This is a genomic window from Bacteroides sp. AF39-11AC (genome assembly GCF_003474285.1).
Lineage (GTDB): Bacteria > Bacteroidota > Bacteroidia > Bacteroidales > Bacteroidaceae > Bacteroides.
Genome location: NZ_QROH01000003.1, coordinates 1 through 23201, shown reverse-complemented (window position 1 = coordinate 23201; position 23201 = coordinate 1). Strand labels below are relative to the sequence as shown.

Genomic DNA, 23201 nt, shown 5'->3' with positions numbered 1-23201 from the left:
GCTTGTCTTGTAGATTCCATTCATTTGCACTGTTTTAGTAAGTGTATATGCGATACTAAAATATTGACCATGGTTATTCCTTATTTAATAATGTTATGTAAAATCACTTTTTTATGAAAAACAAATTGTGGATTTTTATTTTTGCTTTCTTGGCCATATGTCCCGGCAAGAGCTTAGGAGACGAAAAACGTTCCGAAGCTGTGGCTGTAACACAACAAGACAAGGAAAGAGTAGTAACGGGAGAGGTCTTTGATGACCAAGGCCCGATTATTGGTGCTACTGTCAGGGTGAAAGGTACCCAGAATGGTAAGATTACGGATTTAGATGGTAAGTTTACCTTAAGTGTTCCGATTGGTGCTACCATTGTGGTGTCCTTTGTGGGGTACGAAGACAAGGAAATTGTCTATAAAGGTGAGAGCAAGCTGAAGATTTCAATGGCTGAAAGTGCTACGCTGTTAGAGGAAGTACAGGTTATTGCCTATGGTACTACGAAGAAAGTAACCGTTACCGGTGCTTTATCCTCAGTGAAATCAGATGAAATTATGAAATCTCCGGTAGGAAGTATTGCCAATGCATTGAGTGGTAAGGTTCCCGGATTATCCAGTGTACAGAGTAGCGGTCAGCCGGGAGCTGATGATGCAACGCTGTATGTGCGTGGTGTAGGTTCCTTGTCTACCGGTTTGTCCGCTCCATTATGTCTGGTCGATGGAGTGGAACGTTCGTTCACCCAATTAGACCCCAATGAAGTGGAAGATATTACAGTATTGAAAGATGCTTCTGCTACAGCCGTGTTTGGTGTGCGTGGTGCCAATGGCGTTATCCTGGTGACAACGAAGCGCGGACAATCCGGTAAAGCTAAAATAACTTTCTCCACCAGTGCTGGTCTTCAGATGCCTACCAATATTCCGGAGTTTGCTAACAGTTACGACTATGCAATGACATATAATGCTGCCCAACTGCGTGACGGTGTTGCTGAAGACAAACTGATGTTTACAGATGCAATGCTGGAAGGTTTCCGTACACATAGTAACCCGATTCTTTATGCCGATACGGACTGGACGGATTTACTGATTAAAAATTCCGCACTGCAGACACAACATAATATGACAATTTCCGGTGGTTCCGACCGGGTACGTTATTTCGCTTCCTTAGGTATATTTACCCAAAAGGGACTTTTTGAGACTTTCCATGAAAATGATCGTGGCTTTAGCTATAACCGCTATAACTATCGTATCAATATGGATATAGATGTGACGAAGACTACCTCTATGAAGATCAATCTGGGAGGACGTCTTACTGACAAGACGGAGCCTAACTATAACAACGGTACTTATACTGATATCTCTTATTTGTATGACAACATTTACAGTGCCGTACCTTTTTCGGGAGCTGGAATTGTGGATGGTAAATGGATTTCCGTCAATAAATCGGTATTTGGCAATTTCGGTGTTATTAATGATGGCCTGAATACATATTACGGTAAAGGGTACACCACTACAGGCGGAAATGTGATTAACTTCGACTTTTCTCTGGAACAGAAACTTGAAGTTCTCACAAAAGGCTTAAAAGCACATATTAAAGGAGCTTATAATAGCGGTGTGACTGATAAACGACGCCGTGAGGGAAAAGCCGACCAATATGAGGCCTACCTTACAGAAAGTGGCGAGACTTTGATAAGAAAGATACAGGAAGCACAGACTATGGGTTGGACACAGGAGGCCGGACAGTCCCGTGACTGGTATCTTGAAGCGGCTTTGAATTTCCAAAGAGATTTTGGATTACATCATGTCTCTGCTCTGGCTATGTACAATCAAACAATGAAATATTATCCCAGTAAAAATACAGGTATTCCCCGTAGTTACGTAGGCTTTGTGGGACGCGTCACTTATGATTACAAAACTCGCTATTTATTAGACCTTAGTATTGGTTATAATGGTTCGGAGAACTTTGCAGAAGGGAAGCGTTTCGGTACATTCCCTGCCGGTTCAGTCGGTTGGATTATCTCTGAAGAGAAGTTTATGGAGCCACTGAAACCTTATGTCAGTTACTTGAAACTGCGTGCATCTTATGGTATTGTGGGTAATGATATCGTTTCTGATGGATCACGTTTCCTTTATTTGCCCGATAGTTATATCATCAATACCGCGGGAAGTAATAATACTACAGGTATTTATAGTTTCGGTTCTACTACTAATAACTTTCTTCCGGGTGCCAAAGAGTCAAAAGTTGGAAATCCTGATGTAACTTGGGAGACTGCTGCAAAACAGAATTATGGGGTTGATTTGCACTTCTTTGATAGCCATCTGAAAACTTCTTTCGATTACTTCATCGAGCATCGTAAAGACATTTTGATTTCCCGTCAGGTAAACCCTGGTTATCTGGCAATTTCTCTACCTATTGTAAATATGGGTAAAGTGGATAATAAAGGTTTTGAGGTAACTGCACGTTGGGAAGATGCAATCAGGGATTTTAGTTATTACATCGGTACCAGTTGGTCCTATGCTAAAAATAAAGTTATTTTCAAAGATGAAATCCCCCAGCCTTATGAATGGATGTGTGAAACCGGACGCCCGGTTGGGCAACAATTCGGCTATGTAAATGACGGCTTCTTTACGGAAGAGGATGCTGCTAATTATGAATCTTTGAAAGGAAAAGAGAATGGCATTCCCGATCATGGTTCCGGTTTCTCACCCATAGCCGGAGATGTGAAGTATAAAGACCTGAACAAGGACGGTAAGATTGATGCAAATGATATATCGGCTATTGGTTATCCTACCTATCCACTTCTAAATGGTAATATCCAGTTGGGCTTTTCCTGGAAAGGCTTTGACCTGAGTATGACGTGGGCAGGTGCATTCCAGACTTCCCGTCTTGTAAGTCGTATCTATCGTACTCCATTTGGAGAAACGGGCACAAATTCACTTCTTCAATATATGATTGATGATGCCTGGACAGCTGAAAAAGGGAATAGTGCAAAAGCGCCTGCCATTTCTTTGAGTGGTAGTAAAACCAATAACTATAAAGACTCGGATTTATGGTTGCGTGATGCTTCCTATATTCGTCTGAAGAACATTGAGGTAGGTTATTCTTTCCCCAAAGCTATGTTACAGAAATTCCGTATCAGTTCTTTGCGTCTGTCTCTCTCCGGATATAATCTGTTGACATTTAGTGATCTGGACTTCTGTGACCCTGAATCTAATCCGGATGGACGCGCCTATCCGTTGATTAAAGTCGTGAATTTTGGTTTAAAAATAGGATTTTAATAAACAGTTATTATGAAAAATATAAGAAAGCATTTTCACGTTATATTATTGGCCTTAGGTCTATTTGTGACAATGGCGTGTGAGGATTTGGCTTTCGGGGATAAATTCCTGCAGAAGCCGCCCAGTACGGATGTTACGATTGACACCGTATTTTCTACGGCAGAGTATGCTCGTCGCGTATTGTCGTATAGCTATCAATATTTGCCTTATGGCTTGGAAACCAGTGGCTATTATACTACCATGTGGTTGGGAACTATTGAAGGACTCACCGACTTGAATTGCGATAATGTAGGATACTCCGGTGTTCAGCGTGTTTATTATTCTGGTAGTTATAATTCCTCTGTCGAGAATGCCCCCAGAGCAACTTACATGACTACTAAGATTCGTTTTAATGAAAGCGAGACTCACATGTGGTCGGCAATTCGCCATGCATGGATACTTTATAATAATGTAGACCGTGTGCCTGATATGACCCAAACTGAGAAAGAGCGTCTGAAAGCAGAAGCCAAAATGCTTGTTGCTATCTATTATGCACACATGTTGCGCCATTATGGTGGACTCCCCATTGTAGATAAGGTAATTGCAGCCGATGACGAAATGCCTAAACGTGCAACCCTGCAGGAAACGGTTGATTTTATCATAGGACTTCTGAATGATGTCATAGCTTGTCAGGACTTTCCATGGAGAATTTCGGATGAAGATATGGCACAGTGGGACGGTCGTTTGACCAAAGCTGGCGCTTACGGATTGAAAGCGAGAGTCTTATTGTTTGTGGCAAGCCCGTTGCTAAACAGCGATCAGCCTTATGCTGCCGGGGAGGCTTCGGAACAGCACATGACCTGGTTTGGTAATTACGACCGCGAACGGTGGAAAAAGGCTGTAGATGCTTGTGAGGCTTTCTTTAATGCCCTCGGCCAGAATGGCTTTTATCGTTTGGTACAAAAAAATGATGTTTCACCTGGTGAATATCGTTATGCTTTCCGCAAAGCTTACTTTGACCGTGGGACTACCGAAACACTGATTTCTGTACATCGGAATATCTATTCGGCAAGTTTAAGTGCCGGACAGCTGGTGTTGTGGAATGCCATCCGTTGGGGAGGCTATTGTCCCACTAAAGAATACTTCGATATGTTCCCGATGGCTGATGGCTCAGATTTTGACTGGAACAATCCTGAACATACTGCAAACCCATTCGTGAACCGCGACCCTCGTTTAAACGAAACTTTTATATTGGATGGCGATATTTATCAGGGAAGAACTGTTGAATTGACTCAGGAGTATCCCAGTGATAAAACCAATTATCCGAAAGGGAAAGACTGGGGACAAGGAGCCATGCATAGTTTAAGTCTGAAAACCGGATTGGCTTGCCGTAAATGGGGATTGGATCGTGGTAATGAACTTAGCGGACATGTTATCCAGTGGCCACATCTGCGTATTGCAGAACTTTATCTGAGTTATGCAGAAGCTTTGAATGAATATAATGGCGGTCCTAACAGCCAGGCATATCAATGCGTAAATGAAGTACGTGCACGTGTAGGCTTGGGTGGCTTGAAAACAGGAATGACGCAAGAGCAATTCCGTGAAGCAGTTCTTCGTGAGCGTGCTTGTGAGTTTGGTTACGAAGAAGTACGTTTCTTCGACCTCATCCGTTGGAAAATGGAAGATAAGTTCAAGACACCTTTACATGGGCTGAATGTATATAAGAATAAAGGGGATGGTACGTATATTTGCGAACCTTTCTCTCTGGCTGAAACAGATAGAAACCGTGCCTGGTGGAATGCCGGTGGATTCTCTTCTATCTGGTACTTTAGTGCCTTCCCGCAGGACGAGGTGAATAAGGGATACGGATTGATACAGAATCCGGGTTGGGAATAATGTTTCTGGAACTTAGAAATGAAAAATATTATGAATAAAAAGATCAATATATTTTTGGCTGGCGTACTGTGTTCACTTGGCGTAATGGCTCAGGAAGACACACTGACAGTCCGTCAGAATAATGAGGTGGTAGAAATGGGACGTACTATTACCATGGATGCAAGAGAGATGACCGGTGCAGTTTCTGTTACAACGAATCTCTCACATAAGAACAGCATAAAACCATCTAACCAGTTATTTGGTACGCTTCCCGGATTGCAGGTTTTGCAAAATGCCGGTACGGTTTGGGAGAATGGCGCAACGCTGTATATACGTGGAAATAGTTCTTTGAATTCCAATAGTCCGTTGGTGCTGGTGGATGGTTTTGAACGTTCGATTGACGAATTGAGTTCTGAAGAAATAGAATCAGTCAGCGTTTTAAAGGATGCTGTGGCTACCAGTTTGTATGGCATAAGGGGTGCAAACGGTGTTATTCTTGTGAAAACAAAACGAGGATCGGTAGGTGCACCTAAGATCACTTTCTCTTATGAATTTAATATGGCTTCTCCTAAGCGCTTGCCTAAATTTGCTGACGGGTATACATATGCCATGGCATTGAATGAGGCGATGGAGAATGATGGCTTGGCTCCCCGCTATTCGAATACAGAACTGGATGCATTCAAGAATCAGACTTATCCGGGTGTTTATCCGAATGTGGATTGGTTGGATGAATCTTTGAGAGACATGAGTTACGGTGATAATGTGAATTTCACAGCACAAGGAGGAAGTCAGTTTGTACGTTACTATACGATGCTGAACTTCCTGGATAATAGAGGGCTATTGAAACCGACATCAGATAACGATGGTTATTCTACACAGTTGAAATATTCAAGACTGAACGTCCGTACAAATCTGGATATCACGGTAAGTCCAACGACTACTGTACAGTTAAATTTATTGGGTAATTTCACGGAACATAATCGTCCGGGCGAGAGCACGGGTAATATCTTCAATGCCTTATTCCAGGTACCTTCAGGTGCATTCCCTGTAAAGACAGACAGGGGAATATGGGGTGGTACAACTAATTATTCCAATAATCCGGTCGCCCTTATTTCCGGTAGAGGGTATGCGCGTTCTCAAACGCGTGCCATGTATGCGGATGTGAACATGAAGCAGGATTTGTCTGCTATACTTCCCGGTTGGTCGGCAGGTTTTAAGGTAGGTATAGATAATACCGCTTCATATTGGGACAATAATACTAAAGAATTTGGTTATGAGTCTGCATCTGTTGATTTTGCAACCGGTGAGAATATCTATACAACCCTACGTAATGAAGGAACTTTGGGTTTCTCGAAGAGTGTAGGTTCGGTTGCCACTCATTTTAATCTGGAGTTTTATACCAATTATATCAAACAATGGAATAAACATAGTTTAAATGCAACTTTGCTGTACTCCATGGATAAGGCAAAAACAAAAAGTCAGAACTCCGGACGTGCATTTATGGATATAGTGGGTAGTGCACACTATACTTATAATAACCGTTATCTGGTTGATTTCTCATTATCAGGTTCTGCTTCCAGTATACTTGATCCGGATGATCGTTGGGGAATTTTCCCTGCGATAGGTGCAGGTTGGATTTTGTCTGAGGAGAATTTCATGAAGAGAGATTGGCTGAACCTTTTGAAGGTCAGGGCTTCTTATGGTATTTCCGGTCGTGCTGATTATGGTGTAAATCTGTTCCAGAATATTTATGGCAGTGGAAATTCTTACTATTTCCAGAATGCCACTAATGTGCCTTCTTCCTCATCCGGCATGAAATTTACTCAGTTGGGAATTGATGGGCTGACTTATGAGAAATCCCATAAACTGAATGTCGGTATTGACTTTAGAGCTTGGAATAAGTTGACGATGACTTTGGATGCATTCTACGATCACCGTACAGATATTCTGGTGAGTAGTGGTGGTTCTGTTTCCCAGATATTCGGTATGTCTGTGCCCCAGATCAATAATGGTGTTGTCGACAATAAAGGTATTGAAGCTTCTTTGGCGTGGGATGATAATATCGGTAACTTTAAATATCATCTGGGTGGACAGTTCACCTTTACCCGCAATAAAATTAAAAATCAGAATGAAGAGTATCGCCCGTATGATTATCTCAAACGCACAGGAAGTTCTATGAACCAAATTTTCGGTTATGAAGTGATAGGGATCTATAAATCTCAGGATGAAATAGACAATCGCGGTGTGGAGCAATTGTTAGGTGATGTACGTCCGGGCGATCTGATGTTTAAGGATCAAAACGGTGACAATAAAATCGATGCCTATGACCAGGTACCTTTAGGCTATAATGCAACTTGTCCTGAAATCTATTATTCATTTGATTTAGGATTGGAGTACAAAGGTTTTGGAGTTTATGCATTGTTTCAGGGTGTAGGTAATTATAGTAAAGTATTGAATACGGCAAGTGTTTACCGCCCGATTGTCAACAACAATACAATCTCTACTTATTATTGGGAAAACCGTTGGAGCGAATCGAATCCTAACGGAACTTTGCCTCGCCTGACTTATTCCGGATCGGATAATAATTACAATACTAACTCTATGTGGGTGTCCGATGCTTCTTTTTTGAAGTTGAGAACCTTGGAGCTGTACTATAACTTCCCGACGAAGTTGTTGAAGAAGACTGGTTTCCTGGCTGGCGTGAAAGTTTTTGCTCGTGGACATGACTTATTCTGTCTGGATGGAATTGATCTTCGTGACCCGGAATCCATCGGTACAGAGCATCCTACTATGACTCAATATGCATTCGGATTTAATCTATCTTTCTAAAAAAATGAATGTTATGAAACTAAAGAAATTATTTGCGATATTTATCTCTGTCAGTTTGTTGGCATCCTGTGATTTTATGGATTGCAATGAATCGGATTACTACTCTTTGAAAGAAATTCAGGGAAGCTATAATCGCGTTAAGCAATTTGTAACAGATGTTTATGGCTATCTGCCTTCGAACTTTTGTAATATCGATGGTGCCATGCTGGATGCTGCCACGGATGATGCGGTTCATATTTATGAATCATCTAATATAAAGCGTTTTGTGAATGGTACTTGGTCGCCTAATTATACGGTTGATGATCAATTTGCCAATTATTATAATGGTATCCATGACGCCAACTTCTATTTGGAAAACCTGACGGGGTTGAAATTTGAAACATGGGAAAATACCAACGATTATGATAACTGGATGATCACTTATCCTAACTTTGAATATGAAGTTCGCTTTCTGCGTGCCTATTTCTACTTTGAATTGGTCAGACGTTATCAAAATGTACCTCTGATAACTAAGGTTGTCACTCAGGCTGAAGCCAATGCGGCAGAACCTGCTTCGGCAGAACAGATCTTCAATTTTATTATTTCGGAATGCACGGAACTGTCTACACTTCTACCTGTAGATTATACCAAAATGCCTGGTAGCGAGTATGGACGTGCAACACGAGGTGCGGCTTTGGCATTAAAGGCACGTGCCGCTTTGTATGCTGCCAGTCCGTTATTTAATTCCGGCAATAATAAAAGTAAGTGGGTGACTGCTGCAGAAGCTGCTTATGAAATTATTGGGCAGAGTTCTGCATTAGGTTATAAGCTGGATGCCAGTTTCTCAAATCTGTTTGGTGCTACTAATACGGCAAGTAATGAAGTGATCTTGGTACGTCCTACAGGAACAAGTACCAGTTTTGAAGCAGCCAACTTTCCTATGGGTGTAACAGGTGGTAAAACAACTACCTGCCCGACGGAAAATCTGGCAAGTGCATTTGAAATGGCAACAGGTGAGGAGTTTGACTGGAATAATGAAGCAATGAGTCAGAATCCTTATACAGGCAGAGATCCCCGTTTCTATTTGACGATTGTGCATAATGGCATGACATGGCCGGCTAAGAATGCGGTGGAAATTTATGAAGGCGGTGCCAATGGTTTGCCTCTAACGAATGCTACTTCCACCGGTTATTATCTGCGTAAGTATGTAAATAACAGTATCAGTTTTGAAGCTGGTTCTTCCTCTGCTGCAACTCATCACAACTGGGTATTATTTCGCTATGCTGAAGTGCTGTTGAACTATGCAGAGGCCATGGTGAACGCTTATGGTGATATTAACTATACTACGGATAAATGTGGTATGACTGCCTTGGCAGCAGTGAATGCGGTTCGTGGCAGAACGGGTGTGAATATGCCGGCATTATCAGATATTCTATCTTCTGATGAGTTCCTGAAACGCGTGAAACATGAGCGTAGAGTAGAACTCGCCTTTGAAGGACATCGTTTTTGGGATCTCCGTCGTTGGAAAGAATTGGCTGAATCCAAAGATGTTTATGGAGTGAAAATAACAAAGAGCAATGATGAGGTAAGTTATAAGAAGTTTACGTTGGAGTCTAGAAAGATAAGTGATAAATTGTATTTCTATCCGATATCAAATACGGAGCTCTTTAAAAATAGTAATCTGAAACAGAATCCTGGCTGGGAATAATAAAGTTCATATCAGAAAGGTCATGCTGGTTCTGTAATACAGGTATTGGCCTTTCTTATATAAATTCTTATTTGATTGGATTTTATAGATTGATTAATATGAAATCATTAATTGAATATATAAAATATATAGAATGAAAGTATTTTACGTTTTGTGCATATCGGTATTAGTGTTGATAGCATGTAGTGGAGGAGAAGATACGAGCATCGTAGAACAAGGTTTTACCAGGGCGGAACAACAACTGTATAATCAGTTGAAGGCTGTGCCTGAAGCTACCGAATATCCTCGTACGATAGGTAAAGACGGGAAACTGAAGGTAACTCGTAAAAATGACTGGACGGAAGGTTTTTATCCCGGTTGTCTGTGGTATGTATATGAATATACCAACAAAGAAGATTGGAAAAAAGCTGCAATAAAGTGGACGGAGTCGCTTGAACCCCTGAAGAAAATGACCAATCATCATGATATTGGTTTCTTGATGTATTGCAGTTTCGGGAATGCATATCGTTTAACCGGAAATGAGGCTTATAAAGATGTATTAGTCGAATCTGCCCGTTCGTTGTGTACTCGTTTCAATGAGAAAACAGGTTGTATTAAATCATGGAATTATCGGAAATCCTGGAATGGCAAGGATGAATGGTTTTATCCGGTCATTATCGACAATATGATGAATCTGGAATTGCTGTACTTTGCTACGAAAGTGACAGGAGATTCTGTTTACGCAAAAGTGGCTAATCGTCATGCTGAGACGACAGCTAAGAACCAGTTCCGTGAAGATTATAGCAATTATCACGTTGTGAATTATGATGCCGAAACCGGTGAAGTTTTAAATCAAGCCACTTGCCAGGGCTTTTCAGACAACTCGGCTTGGGCTCGTGGACAGGCATGGGCTATCTATGGTTATACAATGGCTTATCGTGAAACTCACCGGCAAGATTTTCTCGACATGGCAGTTCATACAGCCGATTTCTGGCTGAATCATCCGAATTTGCCGGAAGATGGCATCCCTTATTGGGATTTTAATGCAGGACAAGAAGGCTATGTGCCTGATTGGAATTATGATCCGGAAATCTTTAAGGTAGTACCACGTGATGCTTCGGCTGCTGCTATTGCTGCTTCCGCTTTTTTAGAATTATCAGGTTATGTAACGGACGGTAAGAAGTATAGTGCTGCTGCGGCACATATCTTAAAGTCTCTTTCATCTCCTGCCTATCTGGCCGAACCTGGCACGAATTGCAATTTTATACTGATGCATAGCGTTGGAAGTATTCCTCATGGTGAAGAAATAGATGTTCCTCTTATCTATGCAGATTATTACTATTTAGAAGCCTTGATGAGATACAAGAATATGCAGAAAAAATGAAAAATGTTCTTTTGTGCGAAAGAAAAAGGCTAAATTTGTAAGTAATTTGTATAACACAATCTAATGGTATGAATAAAGGTGTAATGATTTTGTTAGGGATGTGCATGTTGAATATCCCTATAACGGCAAACACGGTTGATAATGGCAGTCACACTCTTCCTTATTGGCAGGACATACAAACTGTCTCTGTAAATAGAGAACCTCCCCGTACGGCTTTTATGACCTATGATAGCCGTCAGAGTGCATTGAGTGGGAAATATGAGAATAGTAACTTCTATAAGTTACTGAATGGGACATGGAAGTTCTATTATTCGGATTCACATCGTAATTTGCCGGTAGATGCTGCGCAGGAAGTAGCAGATATGAAAGGGTGGAATGATATACAGGTTCCTGGCAACTGGGAAGTGCAAGGATATGGTGTACCTATCTATACCAATCACGGGTATGAATTCAAGGCGTTGAATCCACAGCCTCCGCAATTGCCGGAAGATATACCGGTAGGTATTTACCGGCGGGAAATTACTGTACCGCAAGATTGGATGTCACGTGATATTTATTTGCATATTGCGGGTGCTAAGTCCGGTGTTTATGTCTATCTGAATGGACAGGAAGTTGGATATAATGAAGATTCCAAGAATCCTGCAGAGTTCTTGATAAACAAATATATAAAGAACGGTAAAAATACATTGGTTCTGAAAATCTTTCGCTGGAGTACGGGGTCATATCTGGAGTGTCAGGATTTCTGGCGTCTGAGTGGTATAGAACGTGATGTATTTCTTTACTCTCAACCTAAAACTGCTGTGAAAGATTTCCGGGTAGTTTCTACATTGGATGATAGTTACACGAACGGTATTTTCAAATTGGCTGTCGATATTCGTAACAACGCCGCTACAGATAAAGACTTGCAAGTGTTGTATGAGTTGATAGATAAAGCTTCCGGAAAAGTGGTTGCTAATGCTACGGAGAGTTGTATCGTGAAAGGCGAAGATATTCAGACTGTGACATTTGGTGCAAATTTATCTGGGGTAAAGACCTGGACGTCCGAGAGCCCTAATCTCTATAAATTGCTGATCTCATTGAAAGAAGAAGATAAAGTGACGGAAATCGTTCCTTTCAATGTGGGTTTTCGCCGTATCGAGATCAAACAGATTGACCAGATAGCTAAGAATGGGAAACCGTATGTGGTGTTAATGATTAACGGACAGCCTTTGAAACTGAAAGGTGTCAATATCCATGAACATAATGAACACACCGGACATTATGTAACGGAAGAACTGATGCGTAAGGACTTTGAGTTGATGAAACAGCATAATTTGAATACGGTTCGTCTTTGCCATTATCCGCAAGACCGCCACTTCTATGAATTATGTGATGAATATGGATTGTACGTTTACGATGAAGCCAATATAGAATCGCACGGAATGTATTATGACTTGCGTAAAGGCGGAACACTGGGTAATAATCGGGAATGGTTGAAGCCACACATGTATCGTACAATGAACATGTATGAACGTAATAAGAATTATCCTTCTGTAACATTCTGGTCTTTGGGTAATGAAGCCGGTAATGGCTACAACTTCTATCAGACTTATCTTTGGCTGAAGGATCAGGATAAAGAACTAATGGACCGCCCCGTAAACTATGAGCGTGCACAGTGGGAATGGAATTCGGATATGTACGTACCGCAATACCCCAGTGCAGAATGGTTGCGATATATTGGAGAAACCGGTTCTGACCGTCCTGTGGTTCCATCGGAATACTCTCATGCTATGGGTAATTCAAATGGTAATCTGTGGGATCAATGGAAAGAAATCTATAAATACCCAAATCTTCAGGGTGGATATATCTGGGACTGGGTGGATCAGGGAATATTGGAAACCGATGAGAACGGTCGTAAATACTGGACATACGGAGGAGACTATGGAGTAAATATGCCAAGCGATGGTAATTTCTGCTGTAATGGACTGGTGGGGCCCGACCGTAAGCCGCATCCTGCTATGGCAGAAGTGAAGTATGTACATCAAAATGTAGCATTTGATGCTGTTGATGTAGCTGCCGGTAAGTATCGGGCTATAAACCGTTTCTATTTCACTAATTTGAAAAAATATACCATTCGTTATGAGCTGCGTGCCAATGGCATCCCTGTTAAAAAAGGAAGTTTGACTTTGGATGTAGCACCTCAGGCGGAAAAAGAATTCTCAATTCCGGTGAAGAATGTGAGCGGAAAAGCAGGGGTTGAATACTATGTGCATTTTAGTGTAGTCACTACTCAGCCTGAGTCATTGATACCGGTAGGATACGAAATTGCTTATGAACAGTTTAGGTTGCCGGTAGAAGCAAATAAGATTGCATATAAAGCAGCAGGACCGGACCTGGGTTGTAAAGAAGAGGGGAGTACTTTAGTCGTTTCTTCTCCTAAAGTGTATTTTGCGTTTGACCGTACTTCCGGTATGGTTACTTCCTATAAAGTGAATGGGTTTGAATATTTTGATAAAGAGACAGGTGTGCAACCTAATTTCTGGCGTGCGCCCAATGATAATGATTACGGGAACAGTAACCCGAAGCGTCTGCAAATCTGGAAAGCTTCAAGCCATAACTTTAAAGTGAGCAATGCTGCTGTGAGAATGGAGGGAAAGAATGCACTACTGAATGTGGTATATGATTTACCTGCCGGAAATCAGTATTGTGTCGATTATAAAATATATCCGGATGGAGTGGTGAATGTGGCCGTGAAGTTTACTGCTACTGACCAGGAGGCTGTGAAGACTGATGTGCCGGAGGATACTCATCTTGCTACTTATACTCCCGGTAAAAAGAAAGAAAAGAAAGATAATCTTGAAGTACCTCGTATCGGGATACGTTTTCATATACCGCAGGATATGAATATAGTAGAGTATTTCGGTCGTGGTCCGGAAGAAAACTATATAGACCGTAATGCCGGAAGCATGGTAGGGCGCTATAAGACTATTGCCGACTCAATGTATGTGGATTATGTTCGTCCGCAAGAAAACGGACATCGTACAGATACGCGTTGGGTTGTCCTGTCAGATAAGAGCGGACGTGGTTTGTTGGTACAGGCAGAGAACACTATTGGTTTTAATGCATTGAGAAATACAATTGAAGACTTTGATGCGGAAGATTCGTCCCGTCCATATCAATGGCGGAACCGTTCTCCGGAAGAAATCGAAAACCATGATCTGGATGAGGCTAAAAATGCGATGCGGAAGATGACTCATGTGAATGATATTATTCCCCGGGATTTTGTAGAGGTGTGTGTTGACATGAAACAGCAAGGAGTGGCTGGTTATGATAGTTGGGGAGCAAAAGTGCAACCGGGCTATACAATACCTGCCAATCAAAATTATGAATGGGGATTCACGTTTGTGCCGATAAAGGCAAAAGCAGATGTTGATAAATCACTTCGCTATGATTATTGAGTAGATAGGTGATTTATATCTGTAAGTAGTAAATATTAACAAAAGGCAATGCTTGTGAGTTCAGTCGTATATTTAACCTGTTTCAATCGTATACTGAACCTATTTCAGTCGTATACTGAACCCTATTCAGTCGTATACTGAATTACTGCTATTATAATGCGTCTGATAATCAATGGTTTGCGAAATACTTATTTGATGTTGAAAAATGAAGACAATAGTGGCTTTGTAATATATGTAAAATAGGCATAGGTAAAAGTTTAGTTGTTTTCTGGAAAAATAGCCGGAAAAGAAACCGTTTTTGGGATAAGGTACTTCAATATTAAGTTGAAGTACCTTTTTTGTTTTATCGATTGTGAAAAGTGCTTATAAATATATTATGTAGTTTAAAAGAAGTTATAAAACTGAGGGTGGAAACTTTTGAGGATGAAAAAGTTTTTAATTTTGCACACTATATAAGTATAGATACCATATATGGAACAACGATATATATTAAACGCGATAGATGCAGCTCTGCACGCCGGTGCGGACATTCTCTCTATCTATAATGACCCGGCATCAGATTTTGAAATTGAAAAAAAAGCGGATAACTCTCCTTTGACCATTGCCGACCGTAAAGCTCATGAAACCATTACCGGATATTTGAATGCTACCCCTTTTCCTGTTTTGAGTGAAGAAGGAAAGCATTTGCCCTATACTGAGCGTTGTGGATGGGATTCTTTATGGATTGTAGATCCGTTGGACGGAACAAAAGAGTTCATAAAGCGGAATGGTGAGTTTACTGTAAATATAGCATGGGTGAGTCATTCAGTGCCGGTAATGGGGGTGATTTATCTTCCGGTGAAACAGGAACTCTATTTTGCGGAAGAACATATCGGTGCGTATAAGTTATCCGGCATTACTTCACGCGGAGATGTTTCATTGGAGGAATTAATGGCATCTGCTACCCGTTTGCCTGCTGAGTCTGCAAGAGATAAATTTGTAATTGTTGCTTCCCGTTCACATCTGACGCCTGAAACAGAATCCTACATTGAAGAGATGAAACGTCAGCATGCTGAAGTAGAATTAATTTCAAGTGGCAGTTCTATAAAAATTTGCCTTGTAGCAGAAGGAAAAGCGGATGTATATCCTCGTTTTGCACCTACTATGGAGTGGGATACTGCTGCCGGACATGCCATTGCACGTGCAGCTGGAATGGAAGTTTATCAGGCGGGGAAAGAAGAACCGCTTTGCTATAATAAAGAAGACTTGCTGAACCCATGGTTTGTGGTTGAGCCTAAGCGAATGAAGTATTAACAAGATACAATGAATCTATGACATTTGAAATAATATTCGTGCTTTTGTCACTTTTGGGCATGGTTGTTGCATTAGTGTTGGACAAAATGCGTCCAGGAATGGTATTGTTTTCCGTTGTAGTCTTGTTCTTATGTGCAGGTATTCTGAGCCCAAAAGAAATGTTGGAGGGGTTCAGTAATAAAGGAATGATTACCGTAGCCATGTTGTTTTTGGTTAGCGAAGGTATTCGTCAGTCGGGAGCATTGGGACAAGTAATCAAGAAGTTGCTTCCTATGGGGAAAACAACTGTATTTAAGGCTCAGTTGCGTATGCTTCCCACTATCTCTTTTATCTCTGCTTTTCTTAACAATACTCCTGTTGTGGTAATATTTGCCCCGATTATCAAGCGTTGGGCAGAATCGGTAAAACTACCTGCTACCAAGTTTTTGATCCCCCTTTCGTATGTGACGATTTTGGGCGGTATCTGTACCTTAATTGGAACTTCTACCAATCTGGTAGTACATGGTATGATATTAGAAGCCGGTTATGAAGGCTTCACCATGTTTGAGTTGGGCAAAGTCGGTATTTTCATTGCTATTGCGGGTATTATTTATTTATTTCTATTTTCTTCCAAACTTTTGCCTGATGTTCGTACGGATGCGGTAAAACTGGATGACGACCAGGAGGAGGATAGTAGTTTGCATCGGGTTGAAGCAGTGCTTGGTCCCCGTTTTCCGGGTATCAACAAGAAACTGGGTGAGTTTAATTTTGAACGTCACTATGGTGCTGCTGTTAAGGAAATCAAGCGGAGCGGACAAAGTATTACGGAGAATCTGGATAATGAAGTTCTGCGCGATGGCGATACGCTGGTGGTGATGGCAGATGATTCTTTCGTTCAGACTTGGGGAGAATCCTCAGTGTTCGTTCTGTTGGCTAATGGTAAAGACAATGAGCCGGTTCCCGGAAAAGGAAAGCGTTGGTTTGCTCTTGTTTTACTGATATTAATGATTGCCGGAGCTACAGTAGGAGAGTTACCGGTTGTGAAAGAAGCATTCCCGGATATTAAGCTGGATATGTTCTTCTTTGTCTCTGTGACTACTATTATTATGGCATGGACAAAAATTTTCCCGGCGCGTAAATATACCAAATACATTTCATGGGATATTCTGATAACCATTGCCTGTGCCTTTGCCATTAGTAAAGCGATGGTGAATTCTGGTGTGGCGGATATAGTGGCAGGTTATATCATTGGTTTGACTGAACATTACGGACCGCAGGTTTTATTGGCTGCCGTGTTTATCATTACGAACTTATTTACTGAATTGATAACGAATAATGCAGCGGCAGCATTGGCTTTCCCATTGGCACTTTCCATTTCTTCGCAGATGGGCGTTAGCCCTATGCCTTTCTTTGTGGTGATTTGCATGGCTGCATCTGCCAGTTTTTCCACACCAATTGGATACCAGACAAACCTGATAGTACAAGGTATAGGAAACTATAAGTTTACCGATTTCGTGCGCATTGGTTTGCCGTTGAATATTATAGCATTCCTGATATCCATATTCCTTATTCCATTAATTTGGCCCTTTTAATTTAGATTATGACAGATAATAATATATATCCGATTTTTGATCGAATGTTGTCGAGGCAAGATAAAGAAGAGCTCCTTGGACAACATAGTATGATGATATGGTTTACCGGATTGAGCGGTTCCGGTAAGAGTACAATAGCTATTGCTTTGGAACGTGAATTGCACAAACGCGGATTGCTGTGCCGTATTTTGGACGGGGATAATATCCGTAGCGGCATTAACAATAATTTAGGCTTTACCGAAGCCGACCGTGTGGAAAATATCCGTCGTATAGCGGAAGTCTCTAAACTTTTTATTGATACAGGCATTATTACTATTGCTGCATTTATAAGTCCTAACAATGATATCCGCGAAATGGCTGCCAATATCATTGGTCAGGAAGATTTTCTTGAAGTCTACGTTAGTACTCCTCTGGCCGAGTGTGAGCGCAGGGACGTGAAAGGTTTGTATGCTAAGGCACGCCGGGGAGAGATTCAGAATTTTACCGGTATTTCTGCTCCGTTTGAGGCTCCTGCCCATCCGGCTTTGACTTTAGACACTTCAGTGCTCAGTCTGGAAGAGTCAGTCAACAAGTTGCTTGACCTTATTTTATCAAAAATACAGATTAAAAAGTGATTATATAAAATGGAAGAATATAAATTAAGCCATCTGAAAGAGCTCGAAGCAGAGTCTATTCATATTATCCGTGAAGTGGCTGCGGAATTTGAAAACCCAGTGATGCTTTATAGTATCGGAAAAGACTCTTCGGTGATGGTTCGCCTTGCTGAAAAGGCTTTTTATCCTGGCAAAGTCCCTTTTCCGTTGATGCATATCGATTCAAAATGGAAATTTAAAGAAATGATTCAGTTCCGTGACGAATATGCTAAGAAGTATGGGTGGAATCTGATTGTAGAGAGCAATATGGAAGCTTTCCATGCAGGAGTGGGACCATTTACGCATGGCAGTAAAGTACATACGGACCTGATGAAGACAAAAGCTCTGCTGAGTGCTTTGGACAAGTATAAGTTTGATGCAGCTTTTGGCGGTGCACGCCGTGATGAAGAGAAGTCACGTGCAAAGGAGCGTATTTTCTCTTTCCGTGATAAGTTCCACCAGTGGGACCCCAAGAATCAACGTCCTGAATTGTGGGATATTTATAACGCCCGGGTACATAAGGGAGAAAGTATTCGTGTGTTCCCTTTGAGCAATTGGACTGAGCTGGACATCTGGCAATATATCCGTTTGGAAAATATTCCTATTGTTCCGTTGTATTATGCAAAGGAACGTCCTTGTGTTACGATTGATGGTAATCTGATTATGGCGGACGATGATCGTTTGCCTGAAAAGTATCGGGATCAGATAGAAATGAAAATGGTCCGTTTCCGTACGTTAGGCTGTTGGCCGCTGACAGGTGCAGTGGAAAGCAATGCCGATACAATTGAAACGATTGTAGAAGAGATGATGACCACTACCAAAAGCGAACGTACTACCCGTGTAATCGACTTCGATCAGGAGGCCAGCATGGAGCAGAAAAAGCGCGAGGGATACTTTTAGGAATTAAAAATTAAGAATTAAAAATTAAAACCTGAGAATTGGAATCTTAAACCTGACCTTTAGAACTTTATTGCTTAGGTTTACGAAGATAAAGGTGACAATTAAAAAATAGAAAGTGATGGAGAATAACTCTAAACTAAATATCAAGGAGTTTCTGGATAAAGATGAACAGAAAGACTTGCTCCGTTTTCTGACTGCCGGTTCGGTAGATGATGGAAAATCAACGCTGATCGGACGTTTGTTATTTGATAGTAAGAAATTGTACGAGGACCAGTTGGATGCATTGGAACGCGATAGCAAACGAATGGGAAATGCCGGCGATCATATTGATTATGCGCTGTTGCTGGATGGCCTGAAAGCAGAACGCGAACAGGGTATTACGATTGATGTGGCTTATCGTTATTTCTCTACCAACAATCGTAAGTTTATCATTGCCGATACTCCGGGACATGAACAATATACACGTAATATGATTACGGGTGGTTCCACGGCTAATCTGGCTATTATTTTGGTAGATGCCCGTACAGGGGTGATTACACAAACACGTCGTCACTCTTTCCTGGTTTCTTTGTTAGGTATCAAGCATGTGGTGCTTGCTGTTAACAAGATGGACCTGGTAGATTTTTCAGAGGACCGCTTCAATGAAATAGTTAAGGAATATAAGGAATTTATTGCTCCGTTGAACATTCCGGATGTAACTTGTATTCCGCTATCAGCCCTGGATGGTGATAATGTAGTCGTTAAGTCTGAGCGTACTCCGTGGTATACCGGTATATCCTTGCTCGATTTCCTTGAGACAGTCCATATTGATAATGATCATAATTTGTCAGACTTCCGCTTCCCGGTACAATATGTGTTGCGGCCTAACCTCGATTTTCGTGGCTTCTGCGGTAAAGTAGCTTCAGGAATTGTGCGTAAAGGTGATGAAGTAGTTGCATTGCCTTCCGGTAAGAAATCACGCATTAAGAGCATTGTTACTTATGATGGTGAACTGGATTATGCTTTTCCACCTCAGTCTGTGACTTTGACGCTGGAAGATGAGATAGACGTATCAAGAGGAGAAATGCTGGTACATCCTGATAACTTGCCGGTTGTCGATCGTAATTTCGAGGCTATGCTGGTGTGGATGGATGAAGAACCGATGGATCTTAATAAATCATTTTTTATTAAACAAACCACTAATCTGAGCCGTTCACGTATCAGTAATATCAAGTATAAGGTAGATGTCAATACGATGGAACAACTATCGGTTGAGAATGGACAATTAACTACTGATAGCTTGCCCATGCAGTTGAATCAGATAGCGCGTGTTGTGCTGACTACGGCAAAAGAATTATTCTTTGACCCTTATCAAAAGAATAAGGCAACAGGAGCCTTCATTCTGATTGATCCGATAACTAATAATACCAGTGCTGTTGGTATGATTATCGATAGGGTAGAGGATAAAGACATGCATATTTCGGAAGATCTTCCTGTCCTGAATTTACCGAAGCTTGGCATTGCTCCCGAACACTATGAAATCATAGAGAAAGCGGTGAAAGACTTGGAGCGTCAGGGCATTGAAGTGAAAATCATTAAATAGTTTACCATTTGTATCGTAAATTGTAAATTGTTAAATTGTAAATGATATGGGTTTACTCGAATTTAATAAACTTCCTATAAATACATTGGTAGGAGCCGATTGGAAGACATTTAATGCTATTACGAAAGGACGTGAGATAGATGCAGCATACAAAGGCAAGTACCGCTTGACTAAAGCTGTCTGCCGATTGCTTTCTACTCTGGCTCCTTTACAGAATGGACGTTATGAGAAGCGACTGGCATCTCAACCTTTGGAACATGATCCGGTATTCATCCTTGGTCATTGGCGTAGTGGAACGACCTTTGTGCATAATGTCTTTTCATGCGATAAACATTTTGGTTATAATACTACTTATCAGACTGTATTTCCGCATTTGATGATGTGGGGGCAGCCTTTCTTTAAGAAGAATATGAGTTGGCTGATGCCCGATAAGCGTCCTACGGATAATATGGAACTTGCTGTAGACCTGCCGCAGGAGGAAGAGTTTGCACTGGCTAATATGATGCCTTATACTTATTATAATTTCTGGTTCCTTCCTAAATATCAGCAGGAATATGCAGATAAATATCTGTTGTTTAATGATATCACGGAGAAAGAACTGAAAGTGTTTGAAGAGGTATTTGTCAAGTTGATTAAGATATCATTGTGGAATACACATGGAACGCAGTTCTTGAGTAAGAATCCGCCGCATACAGGGCGTGTGAAGGAACTTGTTAAGATGTTCCCCAATGCGAAGTTTGTTTATCTGATGCGTAATCCTTATACGGTATTTGAGAGTACCCGTAGTTTCTTCACGAATACGATTCAGCCGTTAAAGTTGCAAGACATCAGTAACGAGGAACTGGAAAATAATATCCTTTCTATTTATGCTAAGTTATACCATAAATATGAGGCGGATAAATCGTGCATCCCTGCCGGGAATCTGATTGAAGTTAAATTCGAAGATTTTGAGGCTGATGCTATGGGAATGACTGAAAAGATTTATCATGATTTGTCTATTCCCGGATTTGCAGAGGCACGTGCTGACATCGAGAAGTATGTAGGTGGAAAGAAAGGATATAAGAAGAATAAATATAAATATGATGATCGTACTGTGCAATTGGTACAGGATAACTGGAATTTTGCACTGGATCAGTGGAACTATGAACTTTAATTGAAAGGCTAATGAGATGATGCAGAAGAAAATTCGTATGTATGGTATGCTATCCGCTTTTTTATATTGCGGGATGGCATCTGCACAGCAGCAACAACAACAGCATACTGTGGAGATGATTCCATTTGGCAATATGGACCAGTGGGTAGACCGCCAGATTAAAGAGTCGGGTATTATCGGTGGTGCATTGAAGAATGTGTATGCTATCGGGCCGACTACAACTATTCGTGAGAATAAGGCTTATAAGAATATGGGTGGATCACCGTGGGCAACTTCAAATGTGATGGCACGTGTGGCCGGTATTACTAAGACAAATACCTCTGTGTTTCCCGAAAAACGTGATAAAGGTTACTGCGCACGTATGGATACCCGTATGGAGAGTGTAAAGGTATTAGGAATCGTAGATATTACGGTGCTGGCTGCAGGTTCTATGTTTTTGGGTGAAGTACATGAGCCGATTAAGGGAACAAAGAATCCGCAGAAGATGTTGAATTCCGGTATTCCTTTCACAAAGAAACCGATCGCGCTTCAGTTTGACTATAAAGTTAAGATGTCTGATAGAGAGAAGCGTATCCGTGCTACAGGTTTCAGCCGTATTACGGATGTAGACGGTAAAGATTTTCCGGAAGTGAATTTATTCCTGCAGAAACGTTGGGAAGACAAGGATGGAAATATTTTTGCGAAGCGTATAGGTACAATGGTGGTACGTTATTATAATACAACTGATGACTGGCGTAACAATGTTACTTATTCAATCATGTACGGAGATATAACAGGTGATCCTGCCTATAAACCTCATATGATGCGTTTGCAAGTAGAAGAGCGTTATGCTATCAATAGTAAGGGAGAGAGTGTTCCCGTTAAAGAAGTGGCATGGGGAACGGAAGAAGATGTTCCTACTCATCTATTACTGCAATTTACTTCCAGTCATGGAGGTGCTTATATTGGTTCTCCTGGTAATTCACTTTGGATTGATAATGTAAAGCTGGTATATTAATCTTTATTTGAGATAAAATAATGGAGTTGTGTTCGGAAGGGCACAACTTTTTTTGTTTAAAGGGGATATAATGTAGGTTTAGTCTGATAACTATTTACTTGGCAATAAGGTATTAGGAGGATGTATTTATGGAAAAGCTTTCCATATCAATGTTTCCGGAGACTATTAGAAAGATGATTCTGGTATTTCATAAGTATTGATAAGACAAAAAAAGAGTTGTGCCAAATCTGACACAACTCTTCCCAAATAAAATTTGGTACCCTATATCTTATTCCAGAATCACTACACGGTTCAGATAGTTCTTACCGAACATGTTAGCTGTACCACCGAATCCTACGAGTTCGAGTTGATCTTTGTTAACGCCTTCTTTAATCAATGCGTCATAAACAGCCTGAGCACGTTTTTCAGACAACTTCTGGTTCCAAGAAGCGCTACCTGTAGCCTTGTCAGCATAACCTGCAACCTTGTACTTCTTATCCGGGTTAGCCTTCAGGATCTTAGCAGCCAACTCGATGTTAACCAAACCGTAATCGTCGATACGAGCACTACCGATCTTGAAGAAGACAGCACGCGGACCAGCAACTTCGACTTCCTTCACAACTTCCTTAGTTACAGGTTTAACGTTAGCCAAAGCATTCTT

The 23201-nt window shown here is 41.2% G+C and carries 14 protein-coding genes; 13 read left to right on the top strand and 1 reads right to left on the bottom strand.

The annotated features are described in order from the left end of the window. Nucleotides 1-113: 113 nt before the first annotated feature. From DW036_RS05840 to DW036_RS05780, 13 genes are all read left to right on the top strand, one after another. The gene (locus DW036_RS05840; RefSeq protein WP_118462096.1) at nucleotides 114-3263 is read left to right on the top strand and encodes a TonB-dependent receptor; all 3150 of its coding nucleotides are present in this window, start codon (nucleotides 114-116) and stop codon (nucleotides 3261-3263) included. Nucleotides 3264-3275: 12 nt separating this feature from the next. Then, complete coding sequence (locus tag DW036_RS05835; protein WP_022392505.1) at nucleotides 3276-5138, top strand: RagB/SusD family nutrient uptake outer membrane protein; 1863 nt, start codon at nucleotides 3276-3278, stop codon at nucleotides 5136-5138. 30 nt (nucleotides 5139-5168) lie between these two features. Next, nucleotides 5169-7946: a SusC/RagA family TonB-linked outer membrane protein gene (locus DW036_RS05830; protein WP_118421294.1), complete on the top strand. Its 2778-nt coding sequence runs from the start codon at nucleotides 5169-5171 to the stop codon at nucleotides 7944-7946. 13 nt (nucleotides 7947-7959) lie between these two features. Further along, nucleotides 7960-9633 carry a RagB/SusD family nutrient uptake outer membrane protein gene (locus DW036_RS05825; protein WP_369905973.1) on the top strand — a complete coding sequence of 558 codons (1674 nt, stop codon included), beginning with the start codon at nucleotides 7960-7962 and terminating at the stop codon, nucleotides 9631-9633. 133 nt (nucleotides 9634-9766) lie between these two features. Then, a complete protein-coding gene (locus tag DW036_RS05820; RefSeq protein WP_022392502.1) occupies nucleotides 9767-10996 on the top strand; it encodes a glycoside hydrolase family 88 protein in 1230 nt (409 codons plus the stop codon). A gap of 104 nt (nucleotides 10997-11100) precedes the next feature. Next, nucleotides 11101-14433: a glycoside hydrolase family 2 TIM barrel-domain containing protein gene (locus tag DW036_RS05815; RefSeq protein WP_187374571.1), complete on the top strand. Its 3333-nt coding sequence runs from the start codon at nucleotides 11101-11103 to the stop codon at nucleotides 14431-14433. 471 nt (nucleotides 14434-14904) lie between these two features. Next, nucleotides 14905-15726 (top strand): 3'(2'),5'-bisphosphate nucleotidase CysQ, encoded by an 822-nt coding sequence (cysQ, locus tag DW036_RS05810; protein ID WP_118462093.1) that lies wholly within the window; start codon nucleotides 14905-14907, stop codon nucleotides 15724-15726. A 17-nt stretch (nucleotides 15727-15743) separates the two neighbouring features. After that, nucleotides 15744-17297 carry an SLC13 family permease gene (locus DW036_RS05805; protein ID WP_118462091.1) on the top strand — a complete coding sequence of 518 codons (1554 nt, stop codon included), beginning with the start codon at nucleotides 15744-15746 and terminating at the stop codon, nucleotides 17295-17297. Between the two features lie 8 nt (nucleotides 17298-17305). Then, entirely contained in the window at nucleotides 17306-17911 is a 606-nt protein-coding gene (gene cysC / locus DW036_RS05800; RefSeq protein WP_187374561.1) for an adenylyl-sulfate kinase, read from the top strand. A gap of 9 nt (nucleotides 17912-17920) precedes the next feature. Continuing rightward, nucleotides 17921-18829: a sulfate adenylyltransferase subunit CysD gene (gene cysD / locus DW036_RS05795; RefSeq protein WP_007663801.1), complete on the top strand. Its 909-nt coding sequence runs from the start codon at nucleotides 17921-17923 to the stop codon at nucleotides 18827-18829. A gap of 118 nt (nucleotides 18830-18947) precedes the next feature. Next, entirely contained in the window at nucleotides 18948-20411 is a 1464-nt protein-coding gene (gene cysN, locus DW036_RS05790; protein ID WP_118462087.1) for a sulfate adenylyltransferase subunit CysN, read from the top strand. 46 nt (nucleotides 20412-20457) lie between these two features. Beyond that, nucleotides 20458-21564, top strand: coding sequence for a sulfotransferase (locus tag DW036_RS05785; protein WP_118462085.1), 1107 nt, complete (start codon nucleotides 20458-20460; stop codon nucleotides 21562-21564). A gap of 16 nt (nucleotides 21565-21580) precedes the next feature. Then, nucleotides 21581-22561 carry a PCMD domain-containing protein gene (locus DW036_RS05780; protein ID WP_118462083.1) on the top strand — a complete coding sequence of 327 codons (981 nt, stop codon included), beginning with the start codon at nucleotides 21581-21583 and terminating at the stop codon, nucleotides 22559-22561. A gap of 268 nt (nucleotides 22562-22829) precedes the next feature. Here the strand turns inward: DW036_RS05780 and DW036_RS05775 are convergent. Then, nucleotides 22830-23201, bottom strand: a 372-nt coding sequence (locus tag DW036_RS05775; protein WP_147401435.1) for an OmpA family protein, incomplete at its 5' end; no start/stop codon positions are given.

Coding starts and splice junctions, on each gene's coding strand:
- DW036_RS05820 (WP_022392502.1), top strand. CDS start 9,767: ATGAAAGTATTTTACGTTTTGTGCATATCGGTATTAGTGTTGATAGCA.
- DW036_RS05805 (WP_118462091.1), top strand. CDS start 15,744: ATGACATTTGAAATAATATTCGTGCTTTTGTCACTTTTGGGCATGGTT.
- DW036_RS05780 (WP_118462083.1), top strand. CDS start 21,581: ATGATGCAGAAGAAAATTCGTATGTATGGTATGCTATCCGCTTTTTTA.
- cysQ (WP_118462093.1), top strand. CDS start 14,905: ATGGAACAACGATATATATTAAACGCGATAGATGCAGCTCTGCACGCC.
- DW036_RS05840 (WP_118462096.1), top strand. CDS start 114: ATGAAAAACAAATTGTGGATTTTTATTTTTGCTTTCTTGGCCATATGT.
- DW036_RS05785 (WP_118462085.1), top strand. CDS start 20,458: ATGGGTTTACTCGAATTTAATAAACTTCCTATAAATACATTGGTAGGA.
- DW036_RS05835 (WP_022392505.1), top strand. CDS start 3,276: ATGAAAAATATAAGAAAGCATTTTCACGTTATATTATTGGCCTTAGGT.
- cysN (WP_118462087.1), top strand. CDS start 18,948: ATGGAGAATAACTCTAAACTAAATATCAAGGAGTTTCTGGATAAAGAT.
- cysD (WP_007663801.1), top strand. CDS start 17,921: ATGGAAGAATATAAATTAAGCCATCTGAAAGAGCTCGAAGCAGAGTCT.
- DW036_RS05830 (WP_118421294.1), top strand. CDS start 5,169: ATGAATAAAAAGATCAATATATTTTTGGCTGGCGTACTGTGTTCACTT.
- DW036_RS05815 (WP_187374571.1), top strand. CDS start 11,101: ATGTTGAATATCCCTATAACGGCAAACACGGTTGATAATGGCAGTCAC.
- DW036_RS05825 (WP_369905973.1), top strand. CDS start 7,960: ATGAAACTAAAGAAATTATTTGCGATATTTATCTCTGTCAGTTTGTTG.
- cysC (WP_187374561.1), top strand. CDS start 17,306: ATGACAGATAATAATATATATCCGATTTTTGATCGAATGTTGTCGAGG.